The sequence below is a fragment of the Amycolatopsis mongoliensis genome (assembly GCF_030285665.1).
Taxonomy (GTDB): Bacteria; Actinomycetota; Actinomycetes; order Mycobacteriales; family Pseudonocardiaceae; genus Amycolatopsis; species Amycolatopsis mongoliensis.
The window spans coordinates 8402356-8419063 of the sequence record NZ_CP127295.1 but is presented as its reverse complement, the minus strand read 5'-3'; the positions used below and the strand labels follow the sequence as shown (position 1 = coordinate 8419063).

At 71.5% G+C, this 16708-nt stretch carries 23 protein-coding genes; 10 read left to right on the top strand and 13 right to left on the bottom strand.

The features are described from left to right. Positions 1-37: 37 nt before the first annotated feature. On the bottom strand, positions 38-1033 hold the full coding sequence (locus QRX60_RS40350; protein ID WP_285996724.1) for a serine hydrolase domain-containing protein: 996 nt from the start codon (positions 1031-1033) through the stop codon (positions 38-40). Between the two features lie 56 nt (positions 1034-1089). On the opposite strand from QRX60_RS40350, the gene QRX60_RS40345 reads away from it, so the two are divergent. After that, positions 1090-1281 carry a DUF2630 family protein gene (locus tag QRX60_RS40345; RefSeq protein WP_285996723.1) on the top strand — a complete coding sequence of 64 codons (192 nt, stop codon included), beginning with the start codon at positions 1090-1092 and terminating at the stop codon, positions 1279-1281. A gap of 39 nt (positions 1282-1320) precedes the next feature. On the opposite strand, the gene QRX60_RS40340 is transcribed toward QRX60_RS40345, so the two are convergent. Together QRX60_RS40340 and QRX60_RS40335 are read right to left on the bottom strand one after the other, a co-directional pair. After that, positions 1321-1875 carry a hypothetical protein gene (locus QRX60_RS40340; protein WP_285996722.1) on the bottom strand — a complete coding sequence of 185 codons (555 nt, stop codon included), beginning with the start codon at positions 1873-1875 and terminating at the stop codon, positions 1321-1323. Between the two features lie 12 nt (positions 1876-1887). Further along, positions 1888-3177, bottom strand: coding sequence for an NAD(P)/FAD-dependent oxidoreductase (locus QRX60_RS40335; protein WP_285996721.1), 1290 nt, complete (start codon positions 3175-3177; stop codon positions 1888-1890). Between the two features lie 169 nt (positions 3178-3346). On the opposite strand from QRX60_RS40335, the gene QRX60_RS40330 reads away from it, so the two are divergent. After that, positions 3347-3718 carry an STAS domain-containing protein gene (locus QRX60_RS40330; RefSeq protein ID WP_285996720.1) on the top strand — a complete coding sequence of 124 codons (372 nt, stop codon included), beginning with the start codon at positions 3347-3349 and terminating at the stop codon, positions 3716-3718. Between the two features lie 33 nt (positions 3719-3751). Here QRX60_RS40330 and QRX60_RS40325 read toward each other — a convergent pair whose 3' ends face one another. From QRX60_RS40325 to QRX60_RS40315, 3 genes are read right to left on the bottom strand one after another with little or no spacing between them, the layout of a single operon-like run. Next, positions 3752-4015 carry a DUF4235 domain-containing protein gene (locus tag QRX60_RS40325; protein ID WP_285996719.1) on the bottom strand — a complete coding sequence of 88 codons (264 nt, stop codon included), beginning with the start codon at positions 4013-4015 and terminating at the stop codon, positions 3752-3754. Next, positions 4012-4320 carry a DUF3618 domain-containing protein gene (locus QRX60_RS40320; RefSeq protein ID WP_285996718.1) on the bottom strand — a complete coding sequence of 103 codons (309 nt, stop codon included), beginning with the start codon at positions 4318-4320 and terminating at the stop codon, positions 4012-4014. The genes QRX60_RS40325 and QRX60_RS40320 overlap by 4 nt, the downstream gene beginning before the upstream one ends. Beyond that, the gene (locus QRX60_RS40315) at positions 4317-4730 is read right to left on the bottom strand and encodes a phage holin family protein (RefSeq protein WP_285996717.1); all 414 of its coding nucleotides are present in this window, start codon (positions 4728-4730) and stop codon (positions 4317-4319) included. The genes QRX60_RS40320 and QRX60_RS40315 overlap by 4 nt, the downstream gene beginning before the upstream one ends. Before the next feature lie 117 nt (positions 4731-4847). Between QRX60_RS40315 and QRX60_RS40310 the strand changes: the two genes are divergently transcribed. The 3 genes from QRX60_RS40310 to QRX60_RS40300 all read left to right on the top strand — a co-directional run bounded on the left by QRX60_RS40310 (position 4848) and on the right by QRX60_RS40300 (position 6760). Further along, positions 4848-5309 (top strand): SRPBCC family protein, encoded by a 462-nt coding sequence (locus QRX60_RS40310; protein WP_285996716.1) that lies wholly within the window; start codon positions 4848-4850, stop codon positions 5307-5309. Positions 5310-5389: 80 nt separating this feature from the next. Then, positions 5390-6223, top strand: a complete 834-nt coding sequence (locus QRX60_RS40305; RefSeq protein ID WP_285996715.1) for an aldo/keto reductase — start codon at positions 5390-5392, stop codon at positions 6221-6223. A gap of 69 nt (positions 6224-6292) precedes the next feature. Next, positions 6293-6760, top strand: coding sequence for a hypothetical protein (locus QRX60_RS40300; protein WP_285996714.1), 468 nt, complete (start codon positions 6293-6295; stop codon positions 6758-6760). Positions 6761-6823: 63 nt separating this feature from the next. Here the strand turns inward: QRX60_RS40300 and QRX60_RS40295 are convergent, their stop codons facing one another. Further along, positions 6824-7624, bottom strand: a complete 801-nt coding sequence (locus QRX60_RS40295; protein ID WP_285996713.1) for a GAF and ANTAR domain-containing protein — start codon at positions 7622-7624, stop codon at positions 6824-6826. Positions 7625-7657: 33 nt separating this feature from the next. Then, positions 7658-8203 carry a hemerythrin domain-containing protein gene (locus tag QRX60_RS40290; protein ID WP_285996712.1) on the bottom strand — a complete coding sequence of 182 codons (546 nt, stop codon included), beginning with the start codon at positions 8201-8203 and terminating at the stop codon, positions 7658-7660. 123 nt (positions 8204-8326) lie between these two features. Between QRX60_RS40290 and QRX60_RS40285 the strand changes: the two genes are divergently transcribed. Then, complete coding sequence (locus QRX60_RS40285) at positions 8327-9844, top strand: CYTH and CHAD domain-containing protein (protein ID WP_285996711.1); 1518 nt, start codon at positions 8327-8329, stop codon at positions 9842-9844. Between the two features lie 98 nt (positions 9845-9942). Here QRX60_RS40285 and QRX60_RS40280 read toward each other — a convergent pair whose 3' ends face one another. From QRX60_RS40280 to QRX60_RS40270, 3 genes are all read right to left on the bottom strand, one after another. After that, entirely contained in the window at positions 9943-10734 is a 792-nt protein-coding gene (locus tag QRX60_RS40280) for a SigB/SigF/SigG family RNA polymerase sigma factor (protein ID WP_285996710.1), read from the bottom strand. After that, positions 10731-11180, bottom strand: coding sequence for an ATP-binding protein (locus QRX60_RS40275; RefSeq protein WP_285996709.1), 450 nt, complete (start codon positions 11178-11180; stop codon positions 10731-10733). The genes QRX60_RS40280 and QRX60_RS40275 overlap by 4 nt, the downstream gene beginning before the upstream one ends. A gap of 62 nt (positions 11181-11242) precedes the next feature. Then, positions 11243-11572 carry a plasmid stabilization protein gene (locus QRX60_RS40270; protein ID WP_285996708.1) on the bottom strand — a complete coding sequence of 110 codons (330 nt, stop codon included), beginning with the start codon at positions 11570-11572 and terminating at the stop codon, positions 11243-11245. Positions 11573-11725: 153 nt separating this feature from the next. Here QRX60_RS40270 and QRX60_RS40265 point away from each other — a divergent pair, with 153 nt between their 5' ends. Together QRX60_RS40265 and ctaD are read left to right on the top strand one after the other, a co-directional pair. After that, the gene (locus QRX60_RS40265; RefSeq protein WP_285996707.1) at positions 11726-12688 is read left to right on the top strand and encodes a TIGR03557 family F420-dependent LLM class oxidoreductase; all 963 of its coding nucleotides are present in this window, start codon (positions 11726-11728) and stop codon (positions 12686-12688) included. Between the two features lie 82 nt (positions 12689-12770). Further along, positions 12771-14537 (top strand): aa3-type cytochrome oxidase subunit I, encoded by a 1767-nt coding sequence (gene ctaD / locus QRX60_RS40260; RefSeq protein ID WP_285996706.1) that lies wholly within the window; start codon positions 12771-12773, stop codon positions 14535-14537. Between the two features lie 25 nt (positions 14538-14562). Here the strand turns inward: ctaD and QRX60_RS40255 are convergent, their stop codons facing one another. Beyond that, complete coding sequence (locus QRX60_RS40255; protein ID WP_285996705.1) at positions 14563-14898, bottom strand: STAS domain-containing protein; 336 nt, start codon at positions 14896-14898, stop codon at positions 14563-14565. Between the two features lie 328 nt (positions 14899-15226). Between QRX60_RS40255 and QRX60_RS40250 the strand changes: the two genes are divergently transcribed. Next, positions 15227-15958: an ANTAR domain-containing response regulator gene (locus QRX60_RS40250; RefSeq protein WP_285996704.1), complete on the top strand. Its 732-nt coding sequence runs from the start codon at positions 15227-15229 to the stop codon at positions 15956-15958. Between the two features lie 50 nt (positions 15959-16008). Here the strand turns inward: QRX60_RS40250 and QRX60_RS40245 are convergent, their stop codons facing one another. After that, complete coding sequence (locus QRX60_RS40245) at positions 16009-16206, bottom strand: hypothetical protein (protein ID WP_285996703.1); 198 nt, start codon at positions 16204-16206, stop codon at positions 16009-16011. A 189-nt stretch (positions 16207-16395) separates the two neighbouring features. Between QRX60_RS40245 and QRX60_RS40240 the strand changes: the two genes are divergently transcribed. Continuing rightward, entirely contained in the window at positions 16396-16593 is a 198-nt protein-coding gene (locus QRX60_RS40240; RefSeq protein WP_285996702.1) for a hypothetical protein, read from the top strand. The last annotated feature ends 115 nt before the right edge of the window (positions 16594-16708 follow it).

Sequence of the window (16708 nt, the reverse complement as noted above, 5' to 3'; positions counted from 1 at the left end):
CACCGAAGGCCGCCTTGGGGCGCTCGCCGCACCGCCGTCAGTCGCAGCTCGTCAGGACCGCGTCCGCCACCTCGCCCAGGTGCGCCGCCGCGCTGTGGCCCGCCACCAACCGGTCCGTCAGGTACGCGAACACCAACCGCCTGCCCGGGTCCGCCCAGGCGATGCAGCAATTGCTCCCGTTGTGCCCGAACGTCTCCGGGGTGCTCAGCGTCCCCATCGGGCGGCCAGCCCCGCCGAGCTGGAACCCGTGAGCCCAGCGGATGCGGGTACCGATCGTCCGGTCGACCACCGCGTCTCCGGACGGCCGCCTGGCCTCCGCCACCGCGGCCGGGGCGAACCCGTCCAGCAGCGCCTGGTAGAACCGGGCCAGGTCACGGGCCGTGGTCGAGATGCCGACTGCCGGGATCACCGCCTGGCGGACCGAGGGGCGGTTCACGATCCGGGCCGTCAGCGAGCCGCCGAGGCCGAAGCCGCGGATCGGGACGTGGCGGGGCCACAGCGACGACGGCAGCCCGAGGAACGTGTCGGAAAGGCCCAGCGGGTCCAGCACTTCCGAACGCAGCAGGGCGTCCACCGGGACACCGGACACCCGCCGGACCAGCTCGCCGAGGATGTGGCCGTACACGATCGGCTGGTAAGCCGCGACCGAGCCGGGCTCCCACCGCAGCTGCGCGCGCTCGATCGCCCGGATCGTGCGCGGCCAGTCGGCCATCGTGAGAGCGTCGCCGGCGAAGCCGCGAGCGGTCGCGAAACCGGAACGGTGCGAGAGCACCTGCCGGATCGTCACCGCGCCCTTGCCGCCGCCGGCGAACTCCGGCCAGTAGCGGGCCACGGGTGCGTCCAGCTCCCAGTGCCCGCGCGCCGCCAGCTCGTGCACCAGCAGCGCCACGAACGGCTTGCTCGCCGAGAAGATCCAGAACAGCGCGTCCGGCGGGACGCCGACGCCGATGTCGAGCAGCGGCCGGCCCTCGCGCAGCACGCACAGGCTCGCCCGCGCCCCGCGGGCGCGCACCAGTCCGGCGATGTCCACCACCCGGGCGAGCGTACCCGCGCAGCGTATGCTCGCGGGCGGACAGGAGGGGATTTCCCATGGCAGGCCACGAAATCACCGATCGCATCGCCGACCTGATCGACGAGGAGCACCGGCTGCGCACGGGTGCCCTCCACCACGGCGGGCTGACCTCGGACGAGCGCCGCCGGCTCAAGGACCTGGAACGCCAGCTCGACGCGGCCGTCGACCTCCTGCACCGCCGCCAGGCCCTGGCGGCCTTCGACGACTGACCCCGGAACCGCCGCCGCGTTTGACCCCGCGCCGCGGGGTCAAACGTCGCCGAGTGCCGACCGGACGGCCGCCACCACGTCCGGGTGGCCGAGCGGCAGCGGTGGCGGCACGCGGTCCTCGGGACCTTCGGTGCTCGACGCCACCACCCGCACGTCCGTGCCCGCTTCGCGCAGCTTGGCGACGACGTCGTCGTGCTCGGCCAACCAGGCGTCGTTGGCCTGAGCGGCGTCCCCGGACGGGAGGAAGGCGTCCGACGCCGGGTCGACCAGCAGCAGGTGCGTGGCCGCGCCCGGGTGGCGTTCGACGAGCTGGAGGGCCTCGGCCGCGAAGGGACCGCTCGTCACGACGGCGATCTCCGGGTCGCCGGGCCCGTGGTCGCCCACGAGGTCGTCGGCCTCGGTGAGGGCACCTCCGGCGGGGATCCGGCACCAGAAGATCCCGCGCTGCTCCGCCAAGGGTCGCCAGGTCGCGGGCAGCTCGTCGTGCCGCGCGGCACCGGCCGGGTCGAGCACGATGATCTTGGGTCCGGACGGGTCGCCCGCGGTGACCACGGACGGGCCTTCGGAGCGGGTGGGAGCCGGTTCGGCGGACATGCTTGGTTCCCTTCAGTGCCGGGGGAGTTCGGGGGAGTCGGTGTCGAGCGGCACCGCACCGGAGCGGACGAGTCCCAGCTGGACGGTCTGGCGGCCGGTCAGCCGGTCCAGGACCCAGTCGGTGGCCGTGCGCACGCGGTTCCCGGGCATCGACACGAGGTGGTAGCCGCGGGCCAGTGCCTTCGCCGGGAGACCGGAAAGCGGGATGTGCAACGGGTTCGCCGCGGCGGCGCCGGCACCGAGGTCGACGATGAAGCCGAGGTCGTGGTGCCGGTAGGTGCCGGGGCGGCCGTACCCCAGCGACGCCGCGACGTTGCGCCCGGCGAGCCTCCCCTGCCGCACGGCGTGCTGCGCGGTCATCGCGGTGTACTGGCCGGGCCGGGTGAGGTCGGGCACCGCAGCCGCGTCACCGCAGGCGAAGAGGTCGTCGCGGCCGGGCACGGCGAGCTGCTCGGTGACCACGAGCCTGCCCTTCGCCATCTCGAGCCCCAGCGCCGCCGCCAGCGGGTCCGGCCGCACGCCGACGCACCACACGAGGGTGCGGGTGGGGACCGGCTCACCGTTCGTCAGCGTGACGCCCTTGGCGTCCGCGTGGTCGACCGAGGTCTTCATCAGCACCTCGACTCCGCGTGCGCGCAGCACCTTGTCCGCGGTCTCGCCCAGGTGCCTGCCGAGTTCGGGCAGCACGCGCTCGGCGAGGTCGAGGAGCAGCCAGCGGATCTTCTGCCCGGCCAGCTCGGGGTGGCGCGCGGCGAGGGCGTCGGTGAACGCGGGCCCCTGCGCGGCGACCTCGGTCCCGGTGTAGCCGGCCCCGACGACGACGAACGTGCAGCGGGCGTCGCGTTCGGCCGGGTCGTCGGCCGCGGCGGCCAGTTCGACCTGGCGCGTGATGTGGTCGCGCAGGTACAGCGCTTCGGGCACACCGCGGAACCCGTGCGCGCATTCCGCGACGCCGGGGATCGGCAGGAGCTTGTTGACGCTGCCCGCCGCGAGCACCAGCCGGTCGTACCCGATCCGGTGCTCTTGGTCCTCCGGGTCCGTGTAGGTGACGTGCCGGGCGTCGAGGTCGACGCCGGTCGCTGCGCCGAGCACGAGGCGGACGCCGGGCAGGGTCCCGGGGATCGAGACCGTCACGCGCCGCGGGTCGAGGACCCCGGCCGCCACCTCGGGCAGCAGCGGCAGGTAGAGGAAGTAGTCCGTGGGGTTGAGCACGACCACTTCGACGTCCTCACCGGCCGTCTTCCGCAGGCTCTTGGCCGCGTGGTACCCGGCGAAACCACCGCCGATGATCACGACTCGCATGGATCTCCTTCCGGGCCGGCTGTCCCTTTTCCGGCGGTTACCCGAGGTGGGTGCGGGGAAACCCGCGGGGTTGACCTCTGGGCCCAGGGGCGTACGGTCAGAGGAGTTGGCTGTTGTTCAGAATCAAGTGCTCCGGTCAGCGCCCCTGCACGCTGCGATAGGGAGCGCCATGAACTGCTTTCGCACGATCGACGAGCCGTCCGGCTTGACCTTCACCACCACCGAGCGACCGGGCGGGATTCGCGTGGTCACCTTGGTCGGTGACATCGACGCGGCCACGGTCGAAACTTTCGACGAAGCCCTCGCCACGGGCGAGCGGCTGGTCGTCGACCTGACCCGGGTCGCCTTCCTCAGCTGCGCCGGCGTCCGTTCGCTGCTCGAGGCGAACACCCGCGCCCAGCTCGCCGTCGTCGTCGGCGGCCACGCCGTCGCGCGCTCGCTGGAGGCCACCGGCGCGGACGTGCTGCTGGAGATCCACCCCCGGGTCGGCGCCGCGCTCGCGAACCTGACCCCGGTCCCCGAGCCCGGCCGGGAGGCGTGACCGCCCGGTCCCGCCTCCCGCCGTCCACTGTGGTCAGTCGTCCGGCCAGTCTCCGGTGGCCTTGCGGTAGCCGACGGCACCGGCCCGCTCGGTCGCGGCCTTGACGGCACCGAAGATCGCGCCTTGCACCGCCGCCGCGATGATCACCTGACGCCAGGTGTAGTCGCGGTCGGTGGCGTCGGGCGCGTCCTCTTCGCCGGCCGCGCGCATCCAGACCTGCTTGAAGACCTGGCCGGCGAGCAGGCCGCCGAGCGCGCCCACCGCCCAGCTCAGCGGCTTGTACACGACCTTGTTCACGAGTCGTTCCTCCGTCGCAGGATCAGCCGGATGACGATCAGCAGGCCCAGCACGCCGGCGAAGATCGGCACCGGGTTGCTCCGGACGACGTCGGCGCCCTGGCGGAACTTGACCGCGGTCGGCTCGTTCGTGACGTCGGCCACCTTCGCGGTCGCCTGGTCGAGCTTCTCGTCGACGTTCTCCCTGACCCGGGTCCTCACGTCGAGCTTCTGCCCGAGCGCTTCCAGGGTTTCGGTCAGCTCCTCCCGGGTGGTGTCCCGGTCGAGGCGTGCCTCTTCGGCGTTCTTCGGGAAGTCCCCGCTCATGTGTGCACTCCCTGCTTCACGGTGTCCACGTCCTGGCGGACGCCGCTGATGGCTTCTTCGGGCACCGGTGGCACGCCCTGCGTGACCTCCTTCTTGCCGACCAGCGCGGCGATCCCGGCGATCACGAACAGCGCGACCGCGACGATCACCGCGGCCAGCCAGCCGGGCACGACCAGCGCGAGCGCCAGCACGGCGGCCGCGACCAGGGTGCCGGCGCCGAACAGCGCGAACAGGCCCGCCGCCCCGAACAACCCGGCGCCGAGGCCCATTTTCTTGCCCTTGCGCTGCAGTTCGAAGACCGCGAGCCGCATCTCGTCCCGGACGAGCCGCTTGACTTCGCCGGTCAGGTCCGTCACCAGCTCTCCGACCGAGCGGTCGGCCGCCGGCTTCTTGTTGATTTCTTCGATCACGGAACACCTCCTTGCCTGGCGGCCGTGTACCCGGCCCCGCCCGTGGCCAACCACGCCGGGTTTGACCGGTCCGGCGCGGGGTAGCCGTCGTGTTCCACCACCGACGAGGAGGAGTGCATGAGCACGATCACCGAAATCGTGGACGTGGAAGTCCCCGTTTCGACCGCGTACAACCAGTGGACGCAGTTCGAGGAGTTCCCGCGGTTCATGGAAGGCGTCGAGGAGATCCGCCAGGTCGACGCCACCCACACCCACTGGGTGACCCGGTTCGGTGGCGTGACGCGCGAGTTCGACGCGACGATCACCGAGCAGCACCCCGACGAGCGGGTCGCCTGGACGTCCGACTCCGGTCCGGATCACGCCGGCGTGATCACGTTCCACCGGCTCGACGACGCGCACACCCGGGTGACCGCCCAGATGGACATCGATCCGGAGGGCTTCGCCGAGAACGTCGCCGACAAGCTCGGCATTCTCGACCGCCGGGTCAAGGGCGACATGAAGCGGTTCAAGGAGTTCGTCGAAAAGCGTGGCGGGGAGACCGGCGCCTGGCGCGGTGACGTGGACCGCCCGGGCACGTAGGTAACACGATCGGGTGACACGGCGGGGCGGGTGCCGTCCCGCCGTGTTTCGCGTCCGGGGACGTCGGGTAGGCCGCAGGCATGACTCCCCCCGACGTCCCGGCCGTGGAACTGAACAACGGCGTGCGGATCCCGCAGTTCGGGTTCGGCGTGTTCCAGATCCCGCCCGAGGAGACCGCCCAGGCCGTGCGGACCGCGCTCGAGGCCGGCTACCGCCACATCGACACCGCGCAGATGTACCGGAACGAGGGGGGCGTCGGCGCCGGCGTCGCGGAGTCGGGGATCGCGCGCGAAGACGTGTTCGTCACGACGAAGCTGGCGAACGACGCGCACGGCCACGACAACGCGATCAACGCGCTGGAAGGCAGCCTGCGGCGCCTCGGCTTCGACTACGTCGACCTGTACCTGATCCACTGGCCGTTGCCGCACAAGGACAACTACGTCCGGACCTGGCGGGCCTTCGGGGACATCCTGCGGGCGGGCAAGGCCCGCGCCATCGGCGTCTCGAACTTCCAGCCCGCCCACCTCGACCGGCTCGCCGAGGAGGCCGGCACCGTGCCCGCGGTCAACCAGATCGAGCTGCACCCCGCCCTGCAGCAGACGGAGCTGCGTGCCTACCACCAGGCGCACGGCATCGCGACCGAGGCGTGGAGCCCCCTGGCCCAGGCGGAGGTGCTGGCGGACCCGGTGCTGACCGAGCTGGCCGGGAAGCACGACCGGACGGCCGCGCAGGTGGTGCTGCGCTGGCACCTCCAGCTCGGGAACATCGTCTTCCCGAAGTCGTCGTCGCCGGACCGGATCAAGGAGAACATCGACGTGTTCGGCTTCGAACTCGACGAGGAGGACATGACGGCGATCGGCAAGCTCGACGACGGCCGCCGCACCGGGCCGGACCCGGACACCTTCACGGGGTGACCGCGGCGTTTCCCTGCGCAACCGGCCGGGTACTCACCCGGAGAGGTCCCCCTGGAAGGAGCGTTCGGCATGAGCACCAACGCGTATCTCTCGTTTCTCGTGATCGGGGTGGTGCTGGTCCTGATCGACGGGCAGATCATCTACCGCAGCGGCCGTCGCTACCTTGAGAACTCCTACGGCGACCCGGCGGCGGGCGCGTCGATGACCCGGCTGGTCACGGTCCTGTTCCACCTCGCGACCCTGGGCGTCCTGGCGCTGGTGTCGACCATCGACATCGGCGGCGACCTGACCGGCGTAGTCACCCGCGTGGGTGTCCTGCTGCTGATCCTGGCCCTGGCCCACGGGATCACCCTCGCCGCGCTTTCCCGCATCCGCGGTGAGCAGGAGGTCGAGGCGGTCGTCCAGCGCGGCGGCCGGAAGCAGCGGGTCGAGCCCGAGCAGGCGGGCACGACGGTGACGCCGGTGCCGGGTCAGCCGGGCACGTACCCGGACGTCAGCCCGTCGCTGGAGAACCGGGCCCCGTACTCGGCTCCGTAGGCGGATTTCGTTTCGAGGGCGGTACTTCCCGCGGGGAAGTACCGCCCTCGCCCGGGTCCGGGTTCAGCGCTCCGCCACCGGCAGGTCCACCTCGGTGTGCCGGGTGGCGAGGGTCCGGGCCAGGTCGGCCAGCTTGACGTTCAGGTCCTGGGACGCGCGCCGCAGGACGTCGAAGGCTTCGTCGGCCGTGATGCCGCGGCGCTGCATCAGGATGCCCTTCGCCTGGCCGATCACGTCCCGGCTCTCGACCGCGCGGCGCAGGTTCTCGCTCTCCAGCTCGGCCGCCGCCACGGCCTCCGTGTGCGCCAGCGCCAGGGACGCGTGCGTCGCCAGCAGGAGCGCCTGGTCGATCGCGCGGTTGTCGAACGCGCCCGGCCGGCTCGAGTAGATGTTCAGCGCGCCCGAGCGCCGGGGCGGGCGGACGTCCGGGAGCAAGGCCGTCGCGAGCACCGAGTGGTAGCCGTGGGCGGCCGTGGCCGGGCCGAACGCCGGCCAGCGCGGGTCGCGCGCGAGGTCCTGGGACCACGCGATGGCCGGCCCGTCGGGGCGGGCCGACTCGACGCACGGCCCCTCGCCGTGGTCGTACTGCACCTGGTCCAGCCGGACCGCGACCGAGTCGGTCTCGACCGGCGTGTGGTACCTGCCGTCCGGCTCCCGCAGGGTGACGCTGACCAGGTCGGCGTCCGGCAGGATCGCCTTCGCGGCGCCGACGACGAGCCGGAGCACGCCGCCGACGGTCGGCGTCACGTCGAGCAGCGTGCGCGTGAGCTCGGCGAACTGGCCGGCCAGCGGGCCGGCCGGCTGCTCACCGTCCTGCCCGAACCCGGCCCGCTCCCGCGCCCACTCGTCCTCGCCGATGCTCATGCGTCTCCGTCGTCTCCGGGGATGGGCCTCCATTCAACCCGATGCCGGTGCTTCGCCGTGCGAGCCTGCCGCTTGGCGCAGCGCGGCCCGCGCCCGGTCGACGAAGCCCGGGCCCGGCCACAGCTGGTCGGCCTGCGGCATGCGGTCGGAGAGGTCCGGGTGCGGCAGCGTCGCCGCGGCGTCCCGGATCGCCAGCACCTCCTTGCCCAGCTCGGCCCGGCGCTCGGGCGAGCAGGTGAGCCGGACCCGGCGCACCGCCGCCGGGCCCTCGTCGCGGACGTGCCGGCGCACGGCGCGGATCAGCCCGCCCAGCAGGCGCTCGAACCGGGTCTCCTGCGGTCCCGCGCCCTCCAGCTCGCGCATCAGGCCCTCCGCCTCCGTGAGATCGCCTTCGCCGTCGAGGAAGGACTCTTCGGCGACGGCGTGGCGGACGAGCTCGGCGATCAGGTGGTCGGCGAGGTCCTTGCGGTTCTCGGGACTGCCCTGGCCGAGCTCGATCTCGGTGCACAGCCGGTCCAGCTGCCGGTGGTCGCCGGCGAGGACGGTGGTCAGGTCGGTTGCGGGCTGGCTGCCGTTCATGCACGCTCCTGGTCCGGACTCGGGTTTCCCGGGCGGATACCCGCTGCCCGCCCGCCGAATCCCGTGTCGGGCCGGCACGCGCCGGGTATTCGCCAGGAGAACCGGCCCCCGAGGAGGATGACCATGGCAGCGCCGTCGTCGGTGATCGAGCGCGAGCGCAAGTACGAGATCGTCACGGGCAGCGGGGTGCCGCGGCTCGTCGGCGTCGCCGGCGTCGAGACCCAGGACGACCCGGTCGAGCACGTCCTCGACGCTTCCTACTACGACACCGGGACCTTCCGGCTGGCCGCGAGCGGCATCACGCTGCGGCGGCGCGTCGGCGGCCACGACGCCGGCTGGCACCTCAAGCTGCCCGTCTCCGCCGACGAGCGGCAGGAGATCCAGGTGCCGCTGGGCGGTGACCCGAACAAGGTCCCCGGGCGGCTCCGCCGGCTCGTGCGCGCCTACACGCTGGGGGAGAAGCTGGTGCCGATCGCGCACCTGCGCACCGACCGGTTCGCCCACCGGCTGGCCGACGGCGACGGCCGGACCGTCGCGACCCTCACCGACGACCACGTGACGGGGGAGGCCGGCGGGGAGAGCGCGCGGCTCGACGAGTGGCGTGAGCTGGAACTGGAGCTCGACCCCGAGACCGATCCCGGCCGGCTCGAGGAGTTCGACCGGGCGCTGGCCGAAGCCGGCGCCTCGCCCTCACCTTGGCCGTCGAAGCTGCGGCGCCTGATCGGCGACCGCGTTCCCGCGCCGCCCCGGGACCGCAAGAAGCCGACGGCGGGCGACGTCGTGCTGACGTCGTTGCGCGAGCACTACGCCCGGCTGCGCCGGGCGGACGTCGGGGTTCGGCTGGACGTCGAGGATTCCGTGCACCAGATGCGCGTCGCGACCCGGAAGCTGCGCAGTGCCCTGCGGACCTTCGGGTCCATTGTGGACGAGGAGAAGACCGCGCCGCTCGCGGCCGAGCTGAAGTGGCTCGGGCAGCAGCTGGCGCCGGCCAGGGACGCCGAGGTCAGCGAGGAACGGCTCCGCGAGCAGCTCGACGACATCCCCTCCGAGCTGCTGTTCGGGCCGCTGCGCCAGTACCTCACCCGCTACTTCGCCCGCGAGGCGGAGGAAGGCCGGGCGCGGGCGATGGCGACGCTGGCCGGCAAGCGGTACCTGCACCTGCTGCGCGCGCTGGACGCCGTGGTGGCGGAACCGCCGCTGACCGGCCGGGCGCGCAAGCCGGCGAAGTCCGCGTTGCGCAAGCCGGTGCGCAAGGCCGCCCGGAAACTGCGCCGCGCCGAAGCGGCGGCGCGCGAGCTGACCGGGCACGAGCTCGAGACCGCCCTGCACGAGGTCCGCAAGAAGGCGAAGCGGGCCCGCTACGCCGCCGACACCGTGAAGCCGGTCTACGGCAAGAAGCTGCGGCAGTGGCGCAAGAACGTCAAGGCCGTCCAGAGCACGCTGGGCGAGCACCAGGACACCGCGGTCGGCCGGGAGGTCCTGCACCACCTCACCATCGCCGGGCACGGCGAAGGGCAGAACACCTTCACGTTCGGGATGCTCTACGCCCGGGACGGCGAGACGGCGGAGAAGCTGCGCGCGCGGTTCGCGGAGGAGTGGCGGCGGCTCCGGAAGGGCGGGCGCCCGGGCTGGCTCCGCTGACCGGCCTGAAACGTCTTGAATGACTCATTCACCTCGTCCGAGGACCTGAACGAGTCATTCAAGACGCGTGCCGGGGGAGGAACGGGAACCGGCGGGACTCAGCCTTCGCCGGTGAGCTTCCCGCGGAGCTGCTCCAGCGTCTGCGACAGCAGCCGGGAGACGTGCATCTGCGAGATGCCGACGCGGTCGGCGATCTGCGTCTGGGTCAGCCCGCCGAAGAAACGCATCACGAGGATCGCGCGCTCCCGCTTCGGCAGCTCCTGGAGCAGCGGCTGGAGGGCCTCGTGGTTCTCGACCATGGCCATCTCGTGGTCGGGTTCCCCCATGGTGTCCGCCAGCGACAGCGCCTCGGCGTCGTCGTGCACCGGCTTGTCGACCGACAGGGCCTGGTAGGCGTTGCCGGCCAGCAGCCCTTCGCGGACCTCGTCGACGTCCAGGTTGAGGTGCTCGGCCAGCTCGGTCGGCGTCGGCGCGCGGCCGAGGCGCTGGGACAGCGCGGCCGAGCCCTGGCTCAGGGACAGGTGGAGCTCCTTGAGCCGCCGCGGGACCCGCACCGACCAGCCGGTGTCCCGGAAGTGCCGCCGCACCTCGCCCATGATCGTCGGCACCGCGAAGGACAGGAAGTCGTGGCCGCGGGTGGGGTCGAACCGGTCGACCGCGTTGATCAGGCCGATCCGCGCCACCTGGACCAGGTCTTCGCGCGGCTCGCCGCGGCCCGAGAAGCGGGTGGCGATGTGCTCGGCGAGCGGCAGCAGCTCGGTCACCAGCTTGCTGCGGACGGCCTCGCGCCGCGGGTCGTCGGGGTCGAGCCCGCCCAGCTCTTCGAACAGCGGTTCGCAGTGGGCGTATTCGTCCGGGCGGTGGAGGAGGGTTCTGCGCTCGGTGCTCACGCGCTCGTTCCCGGGTTGAGCACCAGCTCGATCGTGACGATGCCCGCGCCTCCGCCGGGAAGGACGTCGCAGTGCGCGGTCACCGACCGGCTCAGCGTGGTGAGGACGTGCCAGCCGAACGTGCGGTCGCTCGGGGGCCGCGGGTCGCTCGAGCGCGTCGAGATGGTCACGTGCAGGCCGTCGGGACCCTGCCGGAAGCGGCAGTGCAGCTGGGTGCCGAGCTCGGCCAGCTGGACGAGCTGGGCGCACGCCTCGTCGACGGCCATCTTGGCGTCGGCGATCGCGTCCAGTCCGAAGTCCGCGCGCGACACCACGCCGTGCGTGAGCATCCGGACGAGGGGGATCTGCTCCGCCATCGCGGGCAGGCGCAGCTCCACCAGTTCCTCGAGCAGCTCGTCCAGCGTCGGCTTGCCGCTGCGCGAACTACCGCTTCGTGTTTCTTCCATGCGTGAGGTACTACCCATCTGGGCGAATGACGACACTTCGTGGTCAGGGATTTCCGGTTTGGTCACCGGCCGAGCGCCCGTTCGAGTTCCTTCTTGGTCATCGTCGAGCGGCCGTTGATGTTCCGCTTCTTGGCTTCGTTGTACAGCTGGTCCTTCGTCGGGCCGCCGGGACCCTTGCGGTTGCCGGACCGTTCGCCGCCGCGCTGCTGCGGGGACTTGTCCTCGAGGGACGTCTTGCCGGCCTCGCGGGACTCACCCGACTGCGCCCGGTTCTTGTTCACCGTCCGGGCCGCGATCTCCTTCGCCCGCTTCGGGCCGGCTCCCCGGTCCTCGGCCGAGTCCTTGACGTGCTCGTACTGGCGCTCGCGCTTCTTGCTCCACGCCTGAGGCATGACCGCTCCCTTCGTCTCCCGCGTCGAGTACCCGGTCGATCACCGGATAAACGTCACTTCCGGGCGGTGCGCAGCGGGATCGACCCGCCGGCGACGAGCCGGTTACCCACGCCGGGGAGCGGGTACGCGGGGCAGGACCGAAAGGAGGCGCCGATGCGGATCGGCTACACGCTGATGACCGAGCAGACCGGGCCGAACGAACTGGTCCGGTTCGCCGCCGGTGCGGAACAGGCCGGCTTCGACTTCGAGGTCATGAGCGACCACTACTCGCCCTGGCTGGCCGAGCAGGGGCACTCGCCCTACGCCTGGAGCGTGCTGGGCGCCGTGACGCAGGTCACCGATCGCGCCGAGCTGATGACGTTCGTGACCTGCCCGACCATGCGCTACCACCCGGCGGTGGTCGCGCAGAAGGCGGCGACCGTGCAGGCGCTCTCGGGCGGCCGGTTCACCCTCGGGCTCGGGGCGGGCGAGAACCTCAACGAGCACGTCGTGGGCCGTGGCTGGCCGCCGGCGAACGTCCGGCACGACATGCTCGCCGAGGCCGTGCAGATCATCGGCGGCCTGTTAGACGGCGGCTACTTCGACTACGAGGGCAAGCACTTCCGCGTCGACTCGGCGAAGCTGTGGGACCTGCCGGAGAAGCGGACGCCGATCGGGGTCGCGGTGTCCGGTTCGCAGTCGATCAAGCGGTTCGCCCCGGTGGCCGACGTGATGATCGCCGTCGAGCCGAAGGCCGAGCTGTCGAGCGAGTGGGACGCGACGAAGCTGGGCCGGCCGACCCGCAAGATCGCGCAGCTGCCGGTGTCGTGGGGTACCGACCGCGATGCCGCCGTGAAGCGGGCGCACGAGCAGTTCCGCTGGTTCGCCGGGGGCTGGAAGGTCAACGCCGAGCTGCCGGGTCCGGCCGGTTTCACCGGGGCTACGCAGTTCGTCCGCGAGGACGACGTCGCCGGTTCGATCGCGTGCGGCCCGGACGTCGAGCCGATCGTCGAGGGCGTCCGCGAGTTCGAGAAGGCGGGCTTCACCGACGTCGCGCTGATCCAGATCGGCGGCGACCAGCAGGAAGGCTTCCTCGACTTCGCCGAGAAGGAGCTGCTCCCGGCATTGCGGGAGTAGATCTACCCGTTCGGGTGAGCGCGGAGTGGCGTCGGCAGGAGTAATACGCCCAGTACGGACAGCCCGGCGACGGGAGTTGCGGATGACCGACGTGAAGCCGACGCTGCGGGCGGTGCCCCTGGCGGTGGCGCGGCGGGGCCCCAAGGGCAGCGTGCTGCTGGGCCTGCTGCGCACCACCGACCCGAAGCAGATCGGGCTGCTGTACCTGACCACGTCGTTCGCCTTCTTCATGGCGGGCGGCGCGATGGCACTGCTGATGCGCGGCGAACTGGCCCGCCCCGGGCTGCAGTTCCTCTCGCCCGAGCAGTACAACCAGCTGTTCACCATGCACGGCACGATCATGCTGCTGCTCTACGCCACCCCGAACCTCTTCGGGTTCGCCAACTACATCCTGCCGCTGCAGATCGGCGCACCTGACGTCGCGTTCCCGCGGCTCAACGGCTTCGCCTACTGGCTCTACCTGTTCGGCGGGCTGATCGTGATCAGCTCGTTCCTCACCCCGGGCGGCGCGCCCGACTTCGGCTGGACGGCCTACACGCCGCTGTCCAACGCCATCCACTCCCCAGGCGTCGGCGGCGACCTGTGGATCATGGGCCTGATCGTGTCCGGGCTCGGCACCATCCTCGGCGCGGTCAACATGATCACCACGATCGTCTGCCTGCGCTGCCCCGGGATGACGATGTGGCGGATGCCGCTGTTCACCTGGAACATCCTGTTCACCGCCATCCTCATCCTGCTGGCGTTCCCGATCCTCACCGCCGCGCTGTTCGGGCTCGAAGCGGACCGCCGGCTCGGAGCGCACGTGTTCGACCCCGGCAACGGCGGGGCGATCATGTTCCAGCACCTGTTCTGGTTCTTCGGCCACCCCGAGGTCTACATCGTGGCGCTGCCCTACTTCGGGATCGTCACCGAGATCGTCCCGGTGTTCAGCCGCAAACCGCTCTACGGCTACCGGCTGATGGTGTTCGCCACGATCGCGATCACCGCGCTCTCGGCGGCGGTGTGGGCGCACCACATGTTCGCCACCGGCGCGGTGCTGCTGCCGTTCTTCTCCATCATGACGTTCTTCATCGCCGTCCCGACCGGGATCAAGTTCTTCAACTGGATCGGCACGATGTGGAAGGGCCACCTGACCTTTGAGACACCGATGCTGTGGTCGGTCGGCTTCATGGTCACGTTCCTCTTCGGCGGCCTCACCGGCGTGATCCTGGCGTCGCCGCCGCTGGACTTCCACGTCACCGACTCCTACTTCGTCGTCGCCCACTTCCACTACGTGCTGTTCGGCACGATCGTGTTCGCGACGTTCGCCGGGATCTACTTCTGGTTCCCGAAGATGACCGGCCGGATGCTCGACGAGGCACTAGGCAAGTGGCACTTCTGGACGACGTTCATCGGCTTCCACACCACGTTCCTGATCCAGCACTGGCTGGGCGACATGGGCATGCCGCGCCGGTACGCCGACTACCTGCCCACCGACGGCTTCACCACCCTGAACACGATCTCCACGATCGGCGCGTTCCTCCTGGGCGCATCGACCCTGCCGTTCATCTGGAACGTGGTGAAGAGCTACCGCTACGGCGAGCAGGTCCTGGTCGACGACCCGTGGGGCTACGGCAACAGCCTCGAATGGGCGACGACGTGCCCGCCCCCGCGGCACAACTTCCTGGACCTGCCGCGCATCCGGTCGGAGCGGCCCGCGTTCGAGCTGCACCACCCGGAAGTGGTCGAGCGGATGGAGGAGGAGCGGCACGTCCGGTCGAAGCGCGCCCAGGCCAGGGCGATGGACCGCGGCATGAGCCCGCCTCGGTCGCGGGAGGGACACGCCGGCACCGCGGGTTCGTCGCGCTGACCGCCCGCCGCGGTCCGGCGGCTGCTCAGGCCGGTGCGGGCTCGGGGCGCTGGGCGGAGGTCGCGAGCCGCCGGTCGGCCTCGGTCACCCGCAGGGCCCGGCGGACCATCGGGTTCGTCCCGGTCGCCACCAGCAGGTCCGTGCCGTTCTGCTCGGCCTGCAACGCCGTGTGCAGCAGCACCCGGACACCCGCCACACCGAGGAAGTCCACTTCGGACAGGTCGAGGACCAGCCGCTCCGGGGTCGCCCACAGGCGGTCCGAAACCAGGGCGGCCAGGTCACCGGCCGTCCCGGTGTCGAGGGCTCCGCGGACGGTGATCAGCACCGCGTGCGGAGCCGGCCACGTCGTGCGCAGCCGCAAGCGAGGATTTCGTGGTCGGGGGACTTTCATGCCGGTTCGCCGCCGTCCTGGTACCGCGCGGGCCGGGGGCGCCGCGCTCGAGGTGTTCCGAGCCGGCTGCTGTGCTGAACCGATCGCCCGAGCCTAACCCCGTGCGAGCGGCCCGCAACCGTCGTTGCTCCGAACGGGCGGGTGGCGCACTGCCGTGGTGACCGCTTGTGCCCGCGCTGACCGGGATGCAGTAATCTCGCGCTGGACCCGTTAAAGCGCTAGCGGCCCACTAGTGGCGCGCGCCCGGGTCCTCCCTGGTCCAGAGCGCCCTGAGAACAAGAAGAGGGGCGTCACCAGGATGACGGGCGGCCATGAGCAGCTCACCGCGCGGCTGGACGAAGTCACCGTCGCGATGGAATCCCTCACCGTGATGCTGGACTCGGAGCTCGACCTGGGCCAGATGCTGCAGGCGGTGTGCGACCACGTGGTGCAGGTGGTGCCGGGGGCCGACATGGCGAGCATCACCCTGGTGCGCGAAGGCCTGCCGGAGACGGTGGCCAGCACCGACCAGCGGGCGGTGAACTTCGACCGCGAGCAGTACCGGATCGGGGACGGTCCGTGCCTGCGGGCGGCCGAGACCGGGCAGCCGGTGCGCGTCGGCGTCGGGGCGGTGGGTGACGTGTGGCCGCAGTTCGTGTCGAAGGCCGAACAGCTGGGCGTGGCCAGCTTCCTGGCCGCGCCGCTGACCGTGGACGAAGACATGTCCGGCGCGGTGAACCTGTTCGGCTTCGGCGAGCACGGTTTCAGCGAGCTGGGCACGAAGATCCTCGAGCTGTACACGGCGACGGTGGTCTTCGGCCTGCGCAGCGCGCGCCGGTACTTCGCGGCCCGCGAGCTGATCGACCAGCTGAACCGGGCGCTCGAGACGCGGGCGGTGATCGACCAGGCCAAGGGGATCCTCATGGCCGCGCACCGGATCACCGCGGAAGAGGCGTTCCAGCGGCTGGTGAAGCGCTCCCAGGACGGCAACCGGAAGCTGCACGAGGTGGCGGCGGAGTTCGTGGAGGCGGTCGCGACCACGACGGCGTGACCCGCGGCTCCGGTACCCGTGTCTCCGGGTACGCGAGGCGTCCTGGCGCGTCAGGTCGCCGGGGGCACGTCGGACTCGGCCATCGCGTCGGGCCGGTGCCTGCTGCGCTGGCAGGTCGTGCAGACCAGGGTCCGCCCGAGCACGGTCCCGTCGTCGGCCACGACCCGGGCCACGTGCATCGTCGGGAAGCCGCAGACTTCGCAGGGGAGCGACCCGTCCTCACGGCTGATGCGGATCTGGGTGCCCATCCGGCCTCCTGGTGTGACGTGGGTCTCACACACCTTGCCGGTTTCCTGGCCGGAACCCGGTGAATTCACTCGTTCGGCCTAGTGTCGGCCGTCTCCTGGAACCCGTTCGGTGCCTCTTGTGTCGGGTGGGATGAGACCGGGTAGTCGGCCGGCGGACGTTGACCGGAGATTGCCGGAGGGGAGCGGAACATGCGAGACAAGCGGAACGACCTGCGACCGGTGGCGGACCTCCTCCTCGAGGGCGAGGACACGCCGGCACAGGCCGCGACCCGGCGCAAGGCCGCGCTGGCCGTCGCGGCGAACGCCAAGGACCCCGAAGACTGCGCGCAGCTGCTCGACATGCTGGGCCTGCACCGGTCCGGCGGCCGCAGCAGCGAAGTCGCCTGACGCACGACGCACCCGGAGCCCGCCGAGACCACCCGGTCCCGGCGGGCTCCGGCGTTCCCGGGCCACCGTTCGTCACGCACCGCGACGACGCCGCGTTTCGGGCGGCGTCCACGCG

Coding starts and splice junctions, on each gene's coding strand:
- QRX60_RS40345 (WP_285996723.1), top strand. CDS start 1,090: ATGGCAGGCCACGAAATCACCGATCGCATCGCCGACCTGATCGACGAG.
- QRX60_RS40340 (WP_285996722.1), bottom strand. CDS start 1,875: ATGTCCGCCGAACCGGCTCCCACCCGCTCCGAAGGCCCGTCCGTGGTC.
- QRX60_RS40335 (WP_285996721.1), bottom strand. CDS start 3,177: ATGCGAGTCGTGATCATCGGCGGTGGTTTCGCCGGGTACCACGCGGCC.
- QRX60_RS40330 (WP_285996720.1), top strand. CDS start 3,347: ATGAACTGCTTTCGCACGATCGACGAGCCGTCCGGCTTGACCTTCACC.
- QRX60_RS40320 (WP_285996718.1), bottom strand. CDS start 4,320: ATGAGCGGGGACTTCCCGAAGAACGCCGAAGAGGCACGCCTCGACCGG.
- QRX60_RS40310 (WP_285996716.1), top strand. CDS start 4,848: ATGAGCACGATCACCGAAATCGTGGACGTGGAAGTCCCCGTTTCGACC.
- QRX60_RS40305 (WP_285996715.1), top strand. CDS start 5,390: ATGACTCCCCCCGACGTCCCGGCCGTGGAACTGAACAACGGCGTGCGG.
- QRX60_RS40300 (WP_285996714.1), top strand. CDS start 6,293: ATGAGCACCAACGCGTATCTCTCGTTTCTCGTGATCGGGGTGGTGCTG.
- QRX60_RS40295 (WP_285996713.1), bottom strand. CDS start 7,624: ATGAGCATCGGCGAGGACGAGTGGGCGCGGGAGCGGGCCGGGTTCGGG.
- QRX60_RS40290 (WP_285996712.1), bottom strand. CDS start 8,203: ATGAACGGCAGCCAGCCCGCAACCGACCTGACCACCGTCCTCGCCGGC.
- QRX60_RS40285 (WP_285996711.1), top strand. CDS start 8,327: ATGGCAGCGCCGTCGTCGGTGATCGAGCGCGAGCGCAAGTACGAGATC.
- QRX60_RS40275 (WP_285996709.1), bottom strand. CDS start 11,180: ATGGAAGAAACACGAAGCGGTAGTTCGCGCAGCGGCAAGCCGACGCTG.
- QRX60_RS40270 (WP_285996708.1), bottom strand. CDS start 11,572: ATGCCTCAGGCGTGGAGCAAGAAGCGCGAGCGCCAGTACGAGCACGTC.
- QRX60_RS40265 (WP_285996707.1), top strand. CDS start 11,726: ATGCGGATCGGCTACACGCTGATGACCGAGCAGACCGGGCCGAACGAA.
- ctaD (WP_285996706.1), top strand. CDS start 12,771: ATGACCGACGTGAAGCCGACGCTGCGGGCGGTGCCCCTGGCGGTGGCG.
- QRX60_RS40250 (WP_285996704.1), top strand. CDS start 15,227: ATGACGGGCGGCCATGAGCAGCTCACCGCGCGGCTGGACGAAGTCACC.
- QRX60_RS40245 (WP_285996703.1), bottom strand. CDS start 16,206: ATGGGCACCCAGATCCGCATCAGCCGTGAGGACGGGTCGCTCCCCTGC.
- QRX60_RS40240 (WP_285996702.1), top strand. CDS start 16,396: ATGCGAGACAAGCGGAACGACCTGCGACCGGTGGCGGACCTCCTCCTC.